At 68.7% G+C, this 17052-nt stretch carries 18 protein-coding genes; 5 read left to right on the forward strand and 13 right to left on the reverse strand.

All coding sequences use genetic code 11. The features are described 5' to 3' along the window. Position 1 precedes the first annotated feature (1 nt). From OG555_RS41390 to OG555_RS41405, 4 genes are read right to left on the reverse strand one after another with little or no spacing between them, the layout of a single operon-like run. The gene (locus OG555_RS41390; RefSeq protein ID WP_329479436.1) at positions 2-832 is read right to left on the reverse strand and encodes a Na+/H+ antiporter NhaC family protein; all 831 of its coding nucleotides are present in this window, start codon (positions 830-832) and stop codon (positions 2-4) included. A 17-nt stretch (positions 833-849) separates the two neighbouring features. Further along, positions 850-1965 carry an o-succinylbenzoate synthase gene (gene menC / locus OG555_RS41395; protein WP_329479438.1) on the reverse strand — a complete coding sequence of 372 codons (1116 nt, stop codon included), beginning with the start codon at positions 1963-1965 and terminating at the stop codon, positions 850-852. Next, positions 1955-2599, reverse strand: a complete 645-nt coding sequence (locus OG555_RS41400) for a MurR/RpiR family transcriptional regulator (RefSeq protein ID WP_329479440.1) — start codon at positions 2597-2599, stop codon at positions 1955-1957. The genes menC and OG555_RS41400 overlap by 11 nt, the downstream gene beginning before the upstream one ends. Continuing rightward, a complete protein-coding gene (locus OG555_RS41405) occupies positions 2592-3254 on the reverse strand; it encodes a hypothetical protein (protein ID WP_329479442.1) in 663 nt (220 codons plus the stop codon). Before OG555_RS41405 ends, OG555_RS41400 begins: the two co-directional genes overlap by 8 nt. Before the next feature lie 98 nt (positions 3255-3352). Between OG555_RS41405 and OG555_RS41410 the strand changes: the two genes are divergently transcribed. Then, complete coding sequence (locus OG555_RS41410; protein ID WP_329479444.1) at positions 3353-4447, forward strand: M20/M25/M40 family metallo-hydrolase; 1095 nt, start codon at positions 3353-3355, stop codon at positions 4445-4447. A 70-nt stretch (positions 4448-4517) separates the two neighbouring features. Here the strand turns inward: OG555_RS41410 and ggt are convergent, their stop codons facing one another. The 4 genes from ggt to miaA all read right to left on the reverse strand — a co-directional run bounded on the left by ggt (position 4518) and on the right by miaA (position 8598). Beyond that, positions 4518-6323, reverse strand: a complete 1806-nt coding sequence (gene ggt, locus OG555_RS41415) for a gamma-glutamyltransferase (protein ID WP_329479446.1) — start codon at positions 6321-6323, stop codon at positions 4518-4520. An 80-nt stretch (positions 6324-6403) separates the two neighbouring features. Further along, complete coding sequence (locus tag OG555_RS41420; RefSeq protein WP_329479447.1) at positions 6404-7099, reverse strand: hypothetical protein; 696 nt, start codon at positions 7097-7099, stop codon at positions 6404-6406. A 7-nt stretch (positions 7100-7106) separates the two neighbouring features. Beyond that, a complete protein-coding gene (locus OG555_RS41425) occupies positions 7107-7622 on the reverse strand; it encodes a SigE family RNA polymerase sigma factor (protein ID WP_329479449.1) in 516 nt (171 codons plus the stop codon). After that, positions 7609-8598: a tRNA (adenosine(37)-N6)-dimethylallyltransferase MiaA gene (gene miaA / locus OG555_RS41430; protein ID WP_329479451.1), complete on the reverse strand. Its 990-nt coding sequence runs from the start codon at positions 8596-8598 to the stop codon at positions 7609-7611. Before miaA ends, OG555_RS41425 begins: the two co-directional genes overlap by 14 nt. A gap of 226 nt (positions 8599-8824) precedes the next feature. On the opposite strand from miaA, the gene OG555_RS41435 reads away from it, so the two are divergent. Both OG555_RS41435 and OG555_RS41440 read left to right on the forward strand, forming a co-directional pair. Continuing rightward, on the forward strand, positions 8825-9067 hold the full coding sequence (locus tag OG555_RS41435; protein ID WP_328519508.1) for a hypothetical protein: 243 nt from the start codon (positions 8825-8827) through the stop codon (positions 9065-9067). Between the two features lie 126 nt (positions 9068-9193). After that, positions 9194-9439: an antitoxin gene (locus OG555_RS41440; protein ID WP_329479453.1), complete on the forward strand. Its 246-nt coding sequence runs from the start codon at positions 9194-9196 to the stop codon at positions 9437-9439. A 718-nt stretch (positions 9440-10157) separates the two neighbouring features. Here OG555_RS41440 and OG555_RS41445 read toward each other — a convergent pair. Continuing rightward, positions 10158-11039: an alpha/beta fold hydrolase gene (locus OG555_RS41445; protein ID WP_329479455.1), complete on the reverse strand. Its 882-nt coding sequence runs from the start codon at positions 11037-11039 to the stop codon at positions 10158-10160. A gap of 465 nt (positions 11040-11504) precedes the next feature. Here OG555_RS41445 and OG555_RS41450 point away from each other — a divergent pair, with 465 nt between their 5' ends. Then, positions 11505-11996, forward strand: coding sequence for an NUDIX hydrolase (locus OG555_RS41450; RefSeq protein ID WP_329479457.1), 492 nt, complete (start codon positions 11505-11507; stop codon positions 11994-11996). A gap of 695 nt (positions 11997-12691) precedes the next feature. Here OG555_RS41450 and OG555_RS41455 read toward each other — a convergent pair. Next, a complete protein-coding gene (locus OG555_RS41455; RefSeq protein WP_329479459.1) occupies positions 12692-13348 on the reverse strand; it encodes a phosphotransferase in 657 nt (218 codons plus the stop codon). 29 nt (positions 13349-13377) lie between these two features. Beyond that, positions 13378-14850 (reverse strand): tRNA (N6-isopentenyl adenosine(37)-C2)-methylthiotransferase MiaB, encoded by a 1473-nt coding sequence (gene miaB, locus OG555_RS41460; RefSeq protein WP_329479461.1) that lies wholly within the window; start codon positions 14848-14850, stop codon positions 13378-13380. 101 nt (positions 14851-14951) lie between these two features. Here miaB and OG555_RS41465 point away from each other — a divergent pair, with 101 nt between their 5' ends. After that, positions 14952-16478, forward strand: a complete 1527-nt coding sequence (locus OG555_RS41465) for an amidohydrolase family protein (protein WP_329479463.1) — start codon at positions 14952-14954, stop codon at positions 16476-16478. Here OG555_RS41465 and OG555_RS41470 read toward each other — a convergent pair. Both OG555_RS41470 and OG555_RS41475 read right to left on the reverse strand, forming a co-directional pair. Next, positions 16411-16851, reverse strand: a complete 441-nt coding sequence (locus OG555_RS41470; protein ID WP_329479465.1) for an ArsR/SmtB family transcription factor — start codon at positions 16849-16851, stop codon at positions 16411-16413. The two genes, OG555_RS41465 and OG555_RS41470, sit on opposite strands and share 68 nt — an antisense overlap. Next, positions 16848-17051, reverse strand: a complete 204-nt coding sequence (locus tag OG555_RS41475) for an iron dependent repressor, metal binding and dimerization domain protein (RefSeq protein ID WP_329479467.1) — start codon at positions 17049-17051, stop codon at positions 16848-16850. The genes OG555_RS41470 and OG555_RS41475 overlap by 4 nt, the downstream gene beginning before the upstream one ends. Position 17052 lies beyond the last annotated feature (1 nt).

Raw genomic sequence — 17052 nt, forward strand, 5'->3', positions numbered from 1 at the left:
TTCAGGTCCGAGGACCGGGCCAGGCCCATCGCACCGACCATGTTGGCGTTCGGGAACGGCCCGTACGTGTCCGCCTTCGACGCGAACAGCAGCACTGGATGTAGGCCACCACGAACGGGCCCAGCACCAGAGACAGCACGGCCAGCGGACCGGCGCCGTACCCGAGGTAGGTCAGGTAGTTGACGTCGGCCGCGGTCATGATCGCGACGTTCGATCCCGCGAACGGCGCGACCGTGAGGCCGGCGCAGCCGCCGATGAAGATCATCGAGGCGGTCGCCGCGCGGGTGTAGCCCAGCCGCGCGGTGATCGGCAGCACGATCGGCGCCGCGATGGCGAGCGCACCGGCCAGCGTGCCGAGGCTGGCGACCAGGGCCAGGCACGACACCATCACACCGACGACGACCGCGACCCGGCTGCGATCCCCGGCGACGCGCATCACGCCCGACACGATCGTCGTCGCCACGCCGGTGACCCTGAGCACCTCGCCGACGCCGGCGCCCAGCACGATGATCAGGCCGATCGCCGTGACCGAGTCGGCCAGCGACTTACCCAGCAACGTGCCGGTCTCGATCGGGCTCAGCCCGACGATCAGAATGCCGGACAGCACCGAGGTGACGGTACCGACGACGATGTCCATGCCCAGCAGGCACAAGACGGCGTACAGCACGACCGGCAGCAGGCCCCACAACGTCGGGCCGTCCGTGAGCAGCCCGGCGACGACCGACGCCAGCAACCCGATCGCGGCGATCGCGTTCAGCCAGTGTCGACGGCCGGTCGCGAGCTTCGTCTGGTAAGCGTTCGCCGGGGCGTCCGTGCGTAGGTCCTGACTCATCCAAGGGTCCTGTTCTGTCAGAGAGCGAGCGTGGCCACGGTGTTCGCGGCGATCAGGTCGGTGTCGAGCGCGTGACCCAGACCTGGTCCCGTCGGCACCTGGACGACACCTCGGGACGCGGTCACCGGAGGGGTGATGACGTCCTGGGCGTAGTACTTGCCCGAGGCGGACACGTCCGACGGGAGGGAGAAACCGGGCAGGCTGGAGAGCGCGACGTTGGCCGCGCGGCCGACGCCGAACTCGTGCATGCCCCCGCACCAGACCGGGATCCCGGCCTGCTGCGCGCGGTCGTGCGCGGCGCGGGCTGTCGTCAGTCCGCCCATCCGCGAGACCTTGATGTTGAGCACCTTCAACGCCCCGACGGATACGGCGGTCTCGAGGTCGTCGAGCGTCTCGATGCTCTCGTCCAAGCAGATCGGGGTCGCCACCTGTCGCTGCAGGCGGGCGTGATCCAGCAGGTTCCGCGGCGCGAACGGCTGCTCGATCATCGTCAGGCCGAACTCGTCCAGGGCCCGCAGGTAGTCCAGGTCGTTCCCGGAATAGATGCCGTTGGCATCGACATGGAGGTCGAGCTCCGGGTAGGCGGCGCGCACCGCTCGCACCGGCTCGACGTCCCAGCCGGGCGCGATCTTCAGCTTCACTCGCGGATAGCCGGCCGCGACCTGCCGCTCGACCTCGGCCAGCAGGTCGTCGATCGTCGGCTCGATCCCGAGTGAGACCCCGGCGACCACCTCGGTCCGGGTCCCGCCGAGCGCCTCGGCCAACGGCACTCCCCGCACGGCCGACCACAACACCCAGGCCGCGACATCCACACCTGCCTTGGCGAACTGGTTGCCGCGGACCTTCGCCCACAATCGCGAGACCTGCTCCGGGTGTTGCCACTGCTGACCGAGCACGGCCGGCAAGAGGTAATGCTCGGCGATCTGCCAGCAGGTCTCGACCGTCTCCGGGGCGTAGTACGGATCGGACGGTGAAGCGATCTCGCCCCAGCCGACAGCTCCGGACGCGTCCTCCAGCTCGACCAGGATGTGATCGAGAAACGTCTTACGGTGCGAGCTGGTGCGGAACGCGTGCACCAGCGGCATCCGCACCCGGTGCAGCCGGGCAGCGGTGATCTTCAGGTCAGTTGACATACAGTCCCAGCTCCGTGTTCAGGCGGTCGCGCTCTCCCAGCCGCCGGCGCGCGCCCTTCGCGCTCGCCGTGGTCAGGGTCGCCAGCACGTGCAGCACGGACGCCACCACCGTGGGCGAATCGACGTACGACGCACTCCCGGTGGCGACGTAGATGCTCTGGTTCGCGATCTTCGCCAGCGGCGCGTCCTCGAAGTCCGTGACGGCGACGAGCTCACCGCCGGCCTCGACGAAGGCGCGGGCGATCTCCACGGTGTCGCGGCGGTAGCGGCGCAGCGAGAACGCGACCATCAGGTCGTTGGACCGAACGTCGGACAGTACGTCGACACCGCGGACGACCGTGCCGTCGATCAGCGTGACCTGGGACAGGCCGGCGCTGAGGTCGAAGGCGAGCAGCGAGGCGTAGGAGAACGACTTCGCCGAGCCGATGATGAACCGGCGGCGGGCGGCCACGATCCGGGCTGCCGCCTGGGCGATCGAGTCGTCGGCCAGGATCCGGTCGAGTGCCTGCTCGATCGAGGCGCGTTCCTGCTCGACGACGCGGCGCTGCAACTGGGTCGACGATCGCCTCTGCAGGCGGGCGTCGTACCGCTGGTGCGGGCTGGCCAGTTCGCGGTTGCGGGCCTCTTCAGTCATCGTCCACCGGTCCGAAGTCGTAGCCGGCAGTCCCGTCGGGGCGACGGCGGCACGACACCGCGGCGAGGCCCTTGCCGAACAACTCCACGAAACTGTCTCGCCACACCTGCCGGACCTCGTCCGTGACCTCGGCCGGCAGGACCAGCTGAGCGGCCACTTCCGTGGGCTCGGGTTCGCGGGTCAGATCCCACTCGACGACCACCCGGTCGGTGCCGGGGCCGTACATGTCCGGGACGTACCAGCGGCCGCGGGCGCCGAGCACATCCAGGTTGAAGTGCCCGTTGCGGATCTGGAACGGATCGTAGGTCCAGCGCATCCGCGTCATACCGGAACCGAGGGCCACTTCGCGCTGCGCATGCTTCAACCGTCGGCCCAGGCCGCGCCCCTGCTGTCCCGCGGCGACCACGGCCGACTGCGAGTAGTGGTAGAAGCCGCGGCCGTCGGTGCCACAGAAGCCGTAGGCGAAGGCAACGAGCCGATCCGCCTCGTCCAGCACACCGACGACCGAGCCGCCGTTGCCCGCCAGCGCACCGAGGAGTCGCGGGTTCAGCCCGTAGTCCGGCTGCTGGTAGCCGAACACCTCGCGGTACAGCGACGAGGCCTCGGCGTACTGCGCACCGGTGGTGAGCGAGACGGTCCGGAAACTGTCGTGCACCGGCCACTCCTCTCGAAGATACGTATCAGATAACCGGAGTTAATCTGTTCAGAACAACCGAGTCAACCGATGCCCGAATGATGATACGTTCTCTATCTATGACCGCAGATCGTCTTCGGGAGTACGTCGGGCACGAGACGCCGACCGGTGACAGCCAGGCTCTGAACGCGTTCGCCGACCGGCTCCTGGCCCGGTATCGCGAGCTGGGCGGGACCGCCCGTCGCGTCGCAGCACCGACCGGTGACCACATCGTTGCCGACTTCCCCGGCCGGGGGCCGCGGGCCGCGGAGGCGCCGCTGCTCTTCCTCGGGCACCACGACACCGTCTGGCCGGTCGGGCAACTGTGGGACGCGATGCCCTGGCGTGAGCAGGACGGCGTCATCCACGGTCCCGGTGTCTTCGACATGAAGGGCGGACTCGTCGTCCTGGAAACGGCGCTCGAACAGGTCGCCGACCTCGACCACCGTCCGGTGCGTGTCGTGGTGGTCGCCGACGAGGAGATCGGCTCCCCCTCGGCTCGCGATCTCGTCACCGCCGAGTCGGCCGGGGTGTACGCCGCCTTCGGCCTCGAGCCACCGCATCCGAACGGTGACCTCAAGACATCGCGCTGGGGCAGCACCCGGGTCCGGATCGAGGTCACCGGCCGCGAAGCACACGCCGCCCTCGACCCCGACAGCGGCGTCTCCGCGATCGACGAACTCGTCGACCAGTTGATCCTCGTCCGCGCAGTGGTCAGCAGGTACGCCGAGGTGTTGTGCAATGTCGGCACGATCACCGGAGGCGGCCGGACGAACGTCGTACCGGGGTTTGCGGCGGCCGATATCGGCTTCCGGTTCGTCGATCCGGAGACCGAGCGGGCGGTACTCGACGCGGTGACCGGTCTCGAGCCGGTGCGTGCGAACGCGGAGATTCAGGTGCGTGTGATGTCGAATCGCCCGGCCTGGCAGCCGTCGCCGGCGACCGACGAGTTGCTGGGGAAGGTGATCGCAGCCGGACGGTCTGTTGGCCAGGAAGTCGATGGAGCGGCGGCTTCAGGGGCCGCCGACACCAATCTGACCGGCTGGCTCGGGATTCCGACGCTGGACGGCCTGGGGCCGCTGGGTCAAGGCGCCCACGCTGTCCACGAACAGGTGATCGCGGCGAGCCTGGCCGAACGAGCCGACCTGGTCGCCGCGATCATCACCTCGCTCTAGCGCCAGAACACCCCTTGCGTCCGAAGATCCGTGGTCTATAGCCCTCACATCTTCGGACGCAACGGGTCGGTCAGGGCCGGACAGTTCCCGCGGATCCGCCGCCTCGGCGGGTCGGCTCCGCGGCCGCCAGGATCGCGCCGCCGGGCAGGAACTCCAGCGCCGCGACTGCTCCGATCTCGGCCGCCGAGCTCCCGGGAGCACCCGCCGGCGTGAAGGTGTGGCCGTACGGCGCGAGCGCCGAACCGTAGGTGTCGATGAAGGACTGTTCGGCGGTGACCGACGCAGTGTTGCGCTGGGACGCGCGCGGTGCGGCGATCGCCTCCGGCAGGGTCATGCCACGGTCGAGCCGGTTCGTCAGCGTCTGCAGGACGGTCGTGATGATCGTCGAGCCGCCGGGCGATCCGATCGCGATGTACGGCTTGCCGCCGCGCAGCACGATCGTCGGCGACATCGAGGACCGTGGCCGCTTGCCGGCCGCCACGATGTTCGGGTCCTTGGGGTCAGGGACCGCGGAGAAGTCGGTCAGTTCGTTGTTCAGCAGGAACCCGCGTCCGGGGACCGTGATGCCGCTGCCACCGGTCTGCTCGATCGTCAGCGTGTAGGAGACGACGTTGCCCCACTTGTCCGCGGTGACCAGGTGCGTGGTCGAACGGCCTTCGGTGTCCGGCCGCTGCTCGGCGGTCGTGCCCTGCGCGCACGGCGAGTACTTGCCGTCCGGCGAGCCTGCCGGCACCGGCTTGACCGCGGCCTTCTGCGGGTCGATCAAGCACGACCGCTCGGCGCCGAAGCCCGGTGACAACAGTTCCTTCTGCGGTACGTCGACGTACGCCGGATCACCGATGTACGCACCGCGATCTGCGAAGGCCAGCGCGGAGGCCTCGAGGTAGGTGTGCAGCGCCTGCGTGGTGCTCTGCTGCCTCAGGTGCTGCGGCTGCAGGATGTTGAGCGCCTCACCGACGGTGATGCCGCCGGATGACGACGGCGGCATGCCGTACACGTCCAGGCCGTCGTACCGAACGCTGGTCGGTTGGCGGTCGATCGCCTTGTACTTCGCCAGGTCGCCCGTGGCGAGGTATCCGCTGAAGAACGGCAGCGTGGCGTCGGCGGTCTTCGGTGGGTTCTCGGCCACGGCGGCCATCTCGTCGGCCAGCGGACCGCGGTAGAACACCGACGCGCCCTGCTTGGCGATCAGGCGGTAGGTGTCGGCGAGCTCCGGGTTCTTGAACACCGACCCGACCTGCGGCGCGTCGCCGTTGGGCAGGAACAGCTTGGCCGTCGGCACGACCTGCGCGAACCGGTCCTTGTTCTCGAGCGTCTGGAGCCGGAACGTCGGGTCGACCACGAAGCCGCGATCGGCCAGGTCGGCGGCCGGAGTCAGCGCCTTGCCGAGCGGCAGCGAACCCCACTGCCGCAGCGCGCTGTCCCAGGTCGCCAGCGTGCCCGGCACACCGATCGACACACCAGAGGTCACCAGCTGCGCGAAGGGGTATGGCTGACCCGTCGCCTTGTTCATGAACGCGTCCGACGGCATGTCCGCGGGTGCGGTCTCGCGGCCGTCGATCGTGAACACCTTGTGTTTCTTGGCGTTGTAGTAGACGAAGTACCCGCCACCGCCGACACCGGCGGAGTACGGCTCGGTCACCCCGAGGGCGGCGGCTGTGGCCACCGCGGCGTCGACCGCGTTGCCGCCACGCCGCAGTACGTCGAGGCCGATCTTGGTCGCGTTCGGGTCGACCGACGACACCGCGCCGCCGAACCCGACCGCGGTCGGTTGTCTGACCGGGCTCTGGTCCGGCGGGCTCGCGACGGCTCCGCTCGCACTCAGACCGGACAGGAGAAGGGCACCTGCAGACAGAGATGCGACCAGCTTCTTCACGAGTTCTCCCGCGGGGCGTCGGCGACAGGGTCAAGCCCTTGCCTATCCCACGGCGAGGCTGTGCGCCACTCGAGGCGCGCCTACTTGATGGCGCAGGAGTCCATGAACTGGCGCAGGACGTCGTCGGGCCACTCCACGGTGCCGCTCGGGAGCTGGACCAGCAGCCACTTGTCGGCGAGCTTCACCTGGCCGGTCAGCCGGCCGTCGAGAGTGCCGATGTGGAAGGTCTTGCCGGCCCCGTCGGTGACCCGGACCGACATCAGACTGCGCGCCTGTGGAGCTGCCTGCAGCACGATCTTGGCGGCGGTGTCCGCGGTCCGCATCTCCGGCTGCGAGAGTACTACGCGGCCGGCGGTGATCGGGGTCTCGGCGGTCCAGCCCTTCGGCGCGAGCGCACAGTCGATCGTGCGCCAGGGCTTGTTGTTCGCCACCAGTTCCGCCACGGTCGCGCCGAACATGGACATCGTCTCGCCGCTCTTGGCTGGAGCGGGTCGGGCTGTCGAGGGGGTCGTACTCGCGGCGGCGGTCTCCGGCTCGCCCGATCCGCCCGCGACCTCGGTGCTGCCGCCGGTCCCCCACCACTTCACCTGGTTGCCGACCGCAAGGACAGCGGCCGACACGGCGGCCACGCACAGGAGTCCGGTGACCCGGCGCCGGCGCTTGATCCGGCGGAGCGCGCGCCGGCCGCGGGCGACGTCCGCCTCGATGTCCGCGTCCGGCAACCCATCGGCCGCAGTATCCGCGAACCCCTCCAACAGCCTCTTGACCTCGTCCACCGTGTTCTCAACTACTCCCCGTCGTACGATCCGTTTCCTCGGACATCAGTTCTTTCAGACGCTTCAACGCCTTCGCCGTCTGGCTCTTCACGGTCCCCTCGGTGCACTCCAGGATCCGCGCGCAGGTGGCCACGTCGAGATCCTGGAAGTACCGCAGGACCAGCACCGCCCGCTGCCGCGGCGCGAGATCCAGCAACGCCCCGCGCACGGCCAGGGTGTCCACCGGGTCCGCGTCGTCGGACAGCCGCGGCTCGAGCGTCTCCGCCGTCACCACCTCGGGGTGGCGGCCGGCGCGGCGACGCTCGTCCAGGAAGGCGTTGACCAGGATGCGGTGCGCATACGGGCCGGCGCCTTCGTGCTTGATCCGGTGCCAGTGCACGTAGACCCGCGTGCAGGCGGTCTGGACCAGATCTTCGGCGGTGTGTACGTCCCCCGCGGTCAGCAGGAGAGCCGTCCTCATCAGTCGGGTGCGGTCCGCGAGCAGGTACTCGCGGAACTCGGCCTCACGGTCACCCCCTCGCATCGACGGCCCCTGATTGATGACTCGGGCCTTCTTCCACCCCGACTACGCCGCTGCTCGGCTTCCGGTTGCCTTCGGCTATCACTTCGAGTGCCTTCTCCAGCAGATCGGGGGCGTCGTACGGCAGCCAACTGATTCGTTGGTCCTTACGGAACCACGAGTCCTGCCGGCGCGCGAAGCGACGCGTGGCCTGCGCGGTCCGCTCCCGCGCCTCCACCTCGTCGATCTCACCGTTCAGCAACGCGATCACCTGCGAGTAGCCGAGCGCCCGGTTGGCCGTCTTCCCCTCAATCAAACCCTTGTTCAGCAGACCTCGCACCTCGTCGGCGAATCCGGCGTCGAACATCCGGTCCACCCGCCGCCCGATCCGCTCGTCCAGCTCCGGTCGCGGTACGTCGAGACCGAGCTGGACCGCACCCGGATACACGTACCGATGCTCGGGCAGGGTCGCGACGTACGGGCCGCCGGTGATCTCGACGACCTCGAGGGCCCGGACGATCCGCCGGCCGTTGCTGGGCAGGATCTGTTCGGCCGCCTTCGGGTCGATCTGCGTCAGCTTCTCGTGCAGTGCCCTGGAGCCCTTGTCTGCCAGCTCGGCTTCCAGGCGGGCGCGAACGGTGGGGTCGGTGCCGGGGAAGACGAAGTCGTCGAGGATCGCGCGGATGTACAGCGCGGAACCGCCTGCGAGCACCGGGACCTTGCCGCGGTTGATGCAGTCGTCGATCGCTTGCCGCGCGAGCTGCTGGAACTCGGCGACGGTTGCGGTCTCGGTGACATCGAGGATGTCCAGCAGGTGATGCGGTACGCCGTCGCGCTCCGTCGTACTGATCTTCGCCGTACCGATGTCCATGCCGCGATAGACCTGCATCGCGTCCGCGTTCACCACCTCGCCGCCGAGGCGCTTGCACAAGGCAACGGACAGGTCGGACTTGCCGGCGGCGGTGGGACCGACGACCGCGACGACGAGTGGATCGGGCATCGCTCCAGTCTGACAGTGTTGTCTCCTCCCCCGCCCCGCCGCCCCGGTCAGGGTTGTCTCCTCCCCCGCCCCGCCGCCCCCGTCAGGGTTCTTTCCTCCCCCGCCCCGCCGCCCCGGTCAGGGTCCTTATGAAGACTCGGCCAAAAGGGCAGGACTGGCCTTGTGGTTGACCCGGAAAGTTCGGTAGGAACACTGCAGATCGCATTACGTCTACGGGAGGAAACCAGTGTCGAATCCGTTCGAGGAAGAGTCCGACGCGGCCAAGGAGAAGTTGGGGCTGGGCGACGAGGCCGATGAGTTCGCCGCGAAGAGTGGCGGCGACGTCGAATTCAAGCGCAGCGGCGGCGACGTCGAGTCCAGGAGTGGCGGCGACGTCGAGTTCAGTGGTGGAGACGTCGAGTCCACTGGCGACGAGGGTGAAGACAGCGGTGGTGACGTAGAGTCGGAGCCGTCTGGCGACGGCGTCTGAGTCTCGGTCCGACTCCGGGCCGTCCGCATGGCACTCGCGGAGATCCCACAGTTCTGGCGTTGCAGGTGCGAAGATCGCCGCAAGCTGTCTGTAAGCACTTAACTACGCAGGAATGGGAGCCCGGAGATGGGCATCTTCGACAAGTTCAAGGGCAAGGCCGAGGGCCTGAAGGAAAAGGCCGGCGACCTGGTCGACCAGCACGGCGACAAGGTTGGCGAGGGTCTCGACAAGGCCGGTGACTTCGTCGACGAGAAGACGGGCGGCAAGTACGGCGACAAGATCGCCCAGGGTGTCGAGAAGGCCAAGGATGGCCTGGACGGCCTCGACGGCCAGAACGACGACATCCCGGACGGCCCGAACCAGCCCGCCTGATCACCACCCGAAGGGCCGCAAGGGAAACCCCCTTGCGGCCCTTTCGTCATGTCCAGGGGTGAACACCGCCCAAAGGACACCGCTTCGCAGCGCCAACTCTTCTGGCCGCCTCCGGCGGCGCCGCGAACCGCTGACACGGATGGCGCACTCGGCGCGGAAACCCATGGAAGCGCCCGGCCGGCATTGGACACCGCCTTCGGCGGCGGCCGTTCTGTACCGCCTTCGGCGGCGCGCACACCGGTGACACGGACCACCGCAAATCGGCGAAACAGCTTAGCTAGAAGGGCGCGCGCCACAACACGAGCCGTCGTGATCGGCGCAGCTAAGTCGTTCCGAAGGAAGGCGAACCGGCATGAACAAATACCGGGCCGATAACGAGCGGAGGGGGAGCAACTGGCGGTCTGCTGGCCGATGCACCGGGCAAGCTCGTGCCTCGCCACGAAACGTCGAGGTCGTTACCGCACTTGTCTTCCGCCCCGGTCAATTTAAGGGGAGAACCTCGCAAGTGCACCCTTCTACCCACCGCATACCGGGGGTGAAGGGACCAGATGAGGGGTGAACCCCGCACCTGGCCGCCAGGACCGGCTTCGGGCTGGCGGTCACTCCGGACTACCGCCCCAACCCTGCGTGACGCGGCAGTAGCCGCACTCCCCCTGCCAAGCCGAGTGGAACTCGTCAGCGGCGAATGACGAGCAGGGCTGTGGTGCTCGGAGGAGGTTCAGATGTGAGCGCCGGGGCGCGTGGCGGCGGTCGCTAGGAGGTCGCCGCAGAAGGAGTGGATGGCTCGGTTGACTGTTTCGGGGCGCTCCCAGGGCATGAAGTGGCCGGCGCCCTTGACCCAGAAGGGGCCGACTGCTTCCGGGAAGGCGAGTGCGCATCGCTGCTCGGCGTGGTCGCCGATGGTTACCTGGTCGGCGCCGATCAGTACCAGGGCGCGCTGCTGGACCGGGCGGTCGAGCATTTCTGGGGCCGACAGTGGCCGGGTGCCCATGACGACCTCGTAGTCGGCGAAAGAGGCGCGCAGGCGGTCCGCGTCGCCGTACGGCTCGGTCAGGAAGGCCAAATCGTCTTCGCCGAAGGCATCGGGCGGACACCACAGGCGATGTCCGTAGAACTCAGCTATGTAACGCCGCCGCTGTTCGGGGGTGTTGAGGTCTGCGACCAAGGCGTCGGCGTGGCGCCCTTGGAGGCGGTGGTAGTCGTAGACGGCGGGTTTGGGCCGGCTCGGCGGGATGCCCGCCGCTGCGAACGTCTCGGCCAGGTCGGGCATGGAGTCGTCCAGGATCACCAAGCGGTCCACCCGGTCGGGGTGGCGGTTGGCCATGTCGACGGCGATCATCGCGCCCAGATCGTGCCCGGCGATGACTGCGCGATCCCAGCCGAGCTTGTCGAACAAGGCGGTCAGGTCGGTGTTGAACGCGTTGAGGTCGTAGAAGTCATCCGGTGCGAAGTCGGAGTCGCCGTACCCGCGCAGGTCCGGCGCGACGACGTCGAAGCCCGCCTCGGCCAGCGGGACGATGTTGTGCGACCAAATGCGACTCGTGCACGGGAACCCGTGGATGAGCAGCAGCGGTACGCCGCCATCCCCACGACGCCGCACCGCAAGGCGGTGGCCATCACGGACTTCGATCCTCTCGGGCGCAACGACTTCAGTCGGAAGAACCATGCACGTGGTTCTACACGATCACCCGGTCGAGCGAGCCAACTGTTTTTCTACTGGCTAACTCCGGAGCTGGGTTGTTTGGCGGGCGGTTTGTAAGAAGGCGGGGAGGGTGGTGTTGGTGTTGTCGGCGGACCAGGCGAGTTGGAGGGTGAGTTGGTGGCCGGTGACGGGGACGTAGCGGACGCCGTGCAAGGGAGACTGCTTGGTAGGAGACCGCTACGACGGTGACTCCGAAGCCTGCGGCGGCTGGCGAACAGCTGGCCCCAACTCCCCAGTGGGACGTGGCCGCGCGCCCGAGTTGATTCGCCGATCGCGGTGATCCGTGTCCACAGTGTGCGCGCCGCCGGAGGCGGCCGAAAGAACAGTCGCGCCGGAGGCGTGCCCTTTCGCGGTGTCCTTGCCGTGGTGAAACGGGTGTCGGTGGGGGCTATTAGGGTCTGGGGTATGGATCGGTTTCGGGTGGTGCCGGCGGCTTATGTGGTGTTGCGGCGGGGGGACGAGGTGTTGATGATGCTGCGGGCCAATACCGGCTATATGGATGGGTATTGGGCGGTGCCGGCTGGGCATGTGGAGCGGGGAGAGTCGGCGGTTGCGGCCGCGGTGCGGGAGGTTCGGGAAGAGGTTGGGGTGGAGATCGATCCGGGTGATCTCGTGCCGGTGACCGCGATGCATCGGACCGGCGGGAACGGGGATCCGATTGATGAGCGGGTGGACTTCTTCTTCACGACGACTCGGTGGTCGGGTGAGCCTCGGTTGATGGAGCCGGACAAGGCGGATGGGTTGGACTGGTTCTCGTTGGATAAGTTGCCCGATCCGGTGGTGCCGCATGAGGCTCGGGTGCTGGCGGGGATCGCCGGTGACGGACTGCCTGCCGTGATCGCGCACGGGTTCTGAATTCTGCTTCCAGGGTTCGCCTCTCACCACCGGGAATGCCGCGGCATCCGGCCGCGGCTCGACGGCAGCAGTTGCGGCCGGTACGGCGAGCAAGACGGCGGGACGGATCGACACCGAGCACCCGCGCTTCACGCTGGCCGTCGTACCGGATACGCAGTATCAGTTCGATCAGGACCGGGGGGACCCGGCGCCGCTGAGCGGCTCGACGGCGAACCGGTACAACTCGTACCACGTGTTCCGGGCGGCCGGACGGCAGTGGTTGCTGCTGGCAATGGATTGGCGGCCGCCCGGCCGGGTGGTCCGGCAGAACGCCACCGGCCACGACCTGCACCTGCACCTGCACCTGCACCTGCACCTGACCAACTATCAGGACCGGTACTACGGCGGGTCCGGCATGATCCGGCTCTACCACTTCGACCTGGCCCGGAACACGATCGACGTCGTCCAACGGGCTCGCGACTGCCGGCAAACCGTGGCTGCTGGGCGCGAACCACTACGCCAACGTGATCGAGCAGGCATTCGCCGGCCACCTCGGCGAGCTCCGGATCGTCACCCGCGCGCTGAACCCGTCACAGTTCCTGAACGCCTAGCCTCGGCAGCCAACTGTCGGGAGTTGGGACGCCTTCTGGTGGGCGGAGACAAGCTATTGCCTGTCTCCGCCCGCAACCGGGTGTCCCAGCCCACCAGGCGTGGCGCTAGAGGAGTGAGCGGATGAGCTCTTCCTGCGCGGGCAGCAGCGCTAGTTCCGCGGGCGTGAGGGTCGGGTTGCTGCCGCGGACCTGGAGTGCGGCGGGCAGGCCGGAGGTCGGGTCGATGGAGTTCGCGAGGTAGGTGGCGAGGGCTTCGCGCAACAACGGCGAGAGTGCTTCGAAGGCGGGGTCGAGCGCGACCTGGGCGAAGATGATCGCGGACATCGCAATGTCGTACTCGGGTGTGCCTTCCCTGGCGTTGCGCCAGTCGATGACGACCGGACCACGGGCGGTCGCGATCACGTTGAGCGGGTGCAGATCTCCGTGGATCACGACCTGGCCCGGCGCACCGCTGGGTGCGGGAATCGCCTGCAGGCGGCGATGCAGATCGGCGTGGATCTCGCCGACCTCCGTCGCAGTGACCTCACCGGCGATCGCCGCGTCGCCGAGGGTCGGACCGTCGAGTCGCTGGATGACGATGTCCGGACCGTCGATCTCACGGACCGCCGGCACCGGGTAGTCGTACTTCGCGAGGTGCCGCATGAACTCCGCCTCGTCGCGCACCGGGTACCCGTCGCGGTAGCGCCGCAGGACCCACTGGTCGTCGATCGAGAAGATGTCCGCGTCTCGCCCCGCGGCAAACGGCTCCGCGTCGGGTGGCACGAGGGGAGACCCCCCGCCCGGCCGGCCCGTCATCCGGCCTGGCAGCCGCCGGCTGCCGGTTCGAGGGGCGTGGCTCCGATCGTTGGCATGCCCAACATCACTCCAGGTGTAGCGGCCGGTGCGTCCTGCGCGCGTTCCCACGCGTCGCCGGCGCGAGTATGACGTACGGCGCCGAAGACGTCCGCGACCAGGTGGTGGGGGGCGGCGTAGGTGACCTCGACCGTGGCCAGGTCGCCCGGCCGTGGCGTGTCGACGCCTTCGGGGAGCGCGAAGTGGACGAGGCGGTTGTCGCGGGCCCGCCCGCTGAGCCGATGGGTCGCGGCGTCCTTGCGCCCCTCCCCCTCGGCGACGAGCACCTCGAGCGACCGACCGACGATCGCCTTGTTCTCGTCCCAGGCCACGTCGTCCTGCAACGCGACCAGCCGCTCGTAGCGACCCTGGACGACGTCGCGCGGGACCTGATCCTCCATCGACTCAGCCGGCGTACCAGGACGCTTGGAGTACTGGAAGGTGAACGCCCCCGCGAACCGCGCCTGCCGCACCACGTCGAGCGTGCCCTGGAAGTCCTCCTCGGTCTCCCCCGGGAACCCGACGATGATGTCGGTCGTGATGGCGGCATCCGGCATCGCCGCCCGGACGTCTTCGATGATGCGAAGGTACCGATCACGCCGGTACGAGCGCCGCATCGCTTTCAGAACACGGTCCGAACCGGACTGCAGCGGCATGTGCAGCGAGGGCATCACGTTCGGCGTCTCGGCCATCGCCTCGATCACGTCCGCGGTGAAGTCCCGCGGATGCGGCGACGTGAACCGGACCCGCTCCAGGCCGTCGATCCCGCCGCACGCACGGAGCAGCTTCGAGAACGCGTAACGATCGCCGAACTCGACGCCGTACGAGTTCACGTTCTGGCCGAGCAGGGTCACCTCGAGGACGCCCTCGGCGACCAGCGCCTCGACCTCGGCCAGGACGTCGCCCGGCCGCCGGTCCTTCTCCCGGCCGCGCAGCGCCGGCACGATGCAGAACGTGCAGGTGTTGTTGCAGCCGACGCTCACCGACACCCAGGCCGAGTACGGCGATTCGCGGCGGGTCGGCAGTGTCGACGGGAAGACCTCGAGCGACTCGAGGATCTCGACCTGCGACTCCTGCTCCACCCGCGCCCGCTCCAGCAGCACCGGCAGCGAGCCGATGTTGTGCGTCCCGAAGACCACGTCGACCCACGGCGCCTTGCGGACGATCGACGCCTTGTCCTTCTGCGCCAGGCAACCGCCGACGGCGATCTGCAGGTCGGGCTTCTTCGCCTTCACCGGCGCCAGGTGGCCGAGGTTGCCGTACAGCTTGTTGTCGGCGTTCTCCCGGACCGCGCAGGTGTTGAAGACGACCACATCGGCCTGGTCGCCCTCGGGCGCGCGGACATAACCCGCGTCCTCCAGCAGGCCGCGGAGCCGCTCGGAGTCGTGGACGTTCATCTGGCACCCGTAGGTGCGGACCTCATAAGTACGCATGACAGCCACCAAGAGTACGTGCCGAGGTAGACATTTCCCTACCGGGGACCGGCTGCCTGTAACCCCTGACCGGCGCGCGCCCGGCGAGAATAGTGAGGGGCATGAACAGTTCTCGCCGTCAGTTCCTCGCCCGTACCGCCGCCGGCGCCGCCGTGATCGCCGGTGGCTCGTTCTCGACAAGCACCTCCACAGCCTCGGCAAAGCCCCAAAAGCAACTCACCGCCCTCATCAACGCCACCGTCATCGACGTCGCCACCGGCCGGGGGGATCGCAACCAGACCGTGCTGATCGGCGGCGACCGGATCATCGGCGTCGGCCGGCTCCCCGTCCCGCGCGGCGCGACCGTGATCGACGCGACCGGCAAGTACGTCATCCCGGGACTCGCCGACATGCACGTCCACAGCCTCGGCGACGAGCGGGTGTCTCCCCCGCTGTACCTGGCCAACGGCCTGACCATGGTCCGCGAGATGGCCGCCTCCAACCCGATGCTCTACGACTGGCGCGACCGGATCGACGCCGGCACGCTGGTCGGCCCGCGGATGATCGTGGCCAGCCAGATCATCGACGGCGACCCGACCCTGTGGGACCCGAATCTCCTGCACGTCCTCGTCGTCGACGACGCGGCCGCCGCGCGATCCGCCGCACGCCAGGTCAAGGCCGAGGGCGCCGACTTCGTCAAGGTGTACTCGCGCCTGAACAAGCTGGCGTACGCCGCCATCCTCGACGAGGCCCGCAAGGTCGGACTGACCGTCCACGGCCACGGACCCGACGAGCTCACCTCGAAGGAGGTCAGCAACGCCGGCCAGCGCAGCATCGAGCACATACACTCGCTCGGCCTGTCCGTGTCCACTCGCGAGGCCGAGGTACGGCGGATGGTCCGCGCGATCAGTGTGAACACCGGCGACTACAACGCCTGGTTCCGGCAACTGCACCCGATCGAGTGGATCGCCGCGAACACCTACAGCCCGGCCCGGGCCGCGGACGTCTTCGGCACTCTGCGTCGCAACCGCACCCGGGTGACGCCGACGCTGACCATGCACAACGTCCTCGACCAACCCGACTACACCCGGCTCGATCCCGCGCTCGCCAAGTACCTGAGCGCCGACTCGATCGGCACCTACGACTACGTGATGGAGAACCTGTACGCCGCCAACCGGACCGCCGAGGAGATCTCGCACCAGCGGCAGATGTGGGCGTGGCGGGAGCGGTTCGTCCGTGAACTGTTCGCCCACGATGTCCCGATCCTGGCCGGCACCGACACGGGTACGCCGTACTCCGTCCCCGGCTTCGCCCTGCACCAGGAACTCGAGCACCTGGTGACGGCCGGTGCCACCCCACGCCAGGCCCTGTACGCCGCCACCGTCGAGCCGGCCAGGTTCCTCGGGCTGACCGCGGACCTGGGCTCGGTGGAACCACGGAAGATCGCGGATCTCGTCGTACTGGATGCGGATCCGCTGACGGACATCCGGAACACCCGGAAGATCCACTCCGTCGTCACGCGCGGCCGGGTGATCTCGCCAGCCGCGCGGCAGCGGATGCTCGCCGATGTGGAGGCCGCGGTCAAGGAGCCGCCTGCGGCGACGGCGCTCGCTGCCGGCGGCTGCTGCGGTGGCCGGCCAAGTCGCTGACGAGACTGCCTCCCGGACCGGAGACCGCCGGCTGCCGGTCCGGGAGAGACTGCTGCCGGGGAGGGTCCGGCGCGAGGGAGCCGTCGGGGGCGACGTGCTGGAAGATCTGCTCGACCAGCGCGATCACGTGCGGGTCGTCGACGGTGTAGAACTGCCGGCGGCCCTCCCGCCGGGCGCTGACCAGGCCGGCAAGTCGCAGCTTGGCCAGGTGCTGGCTCGCCGTCGGCACGCTGACGCCCACCCGGGCGGCCAGCGTGCCGACGTCGTACTCACCGCAGCTCGCCAGTGCGACCAGATGCAGCCGGACCGGCGCCAGCAACAGCCCGAAGGTGCGGGCCGCGGTAGCGAGCTGCGGCGAGGTCGGTTCGATCATGCGTCCACGCGCGCCTTGGGTGGGATCGGCACCCCACGCGGATCCCGCGTCGGGTATCCGAGGGCGGTGTCGATCAGCTCCTCGAGCCGGTCGCTGAGGCCCTGCGCGAGTACGACGGCCTCCGCGTGCACCTCGTCGAGGCCGACGCCGAGGACCCGGTGCAGAAAGGTCTCCAGCAACTGATGCCGTCGGTCGCCCATG

The sequence above is a fragment of the Kribbella sp. NBC_01484 genome (genome assembly GCF_036227145.1).
GTDB lineage: Bacteria > Actinomycetota > Actinomycetes > Propionibacteriales > Kribbellaceae > Kribbella.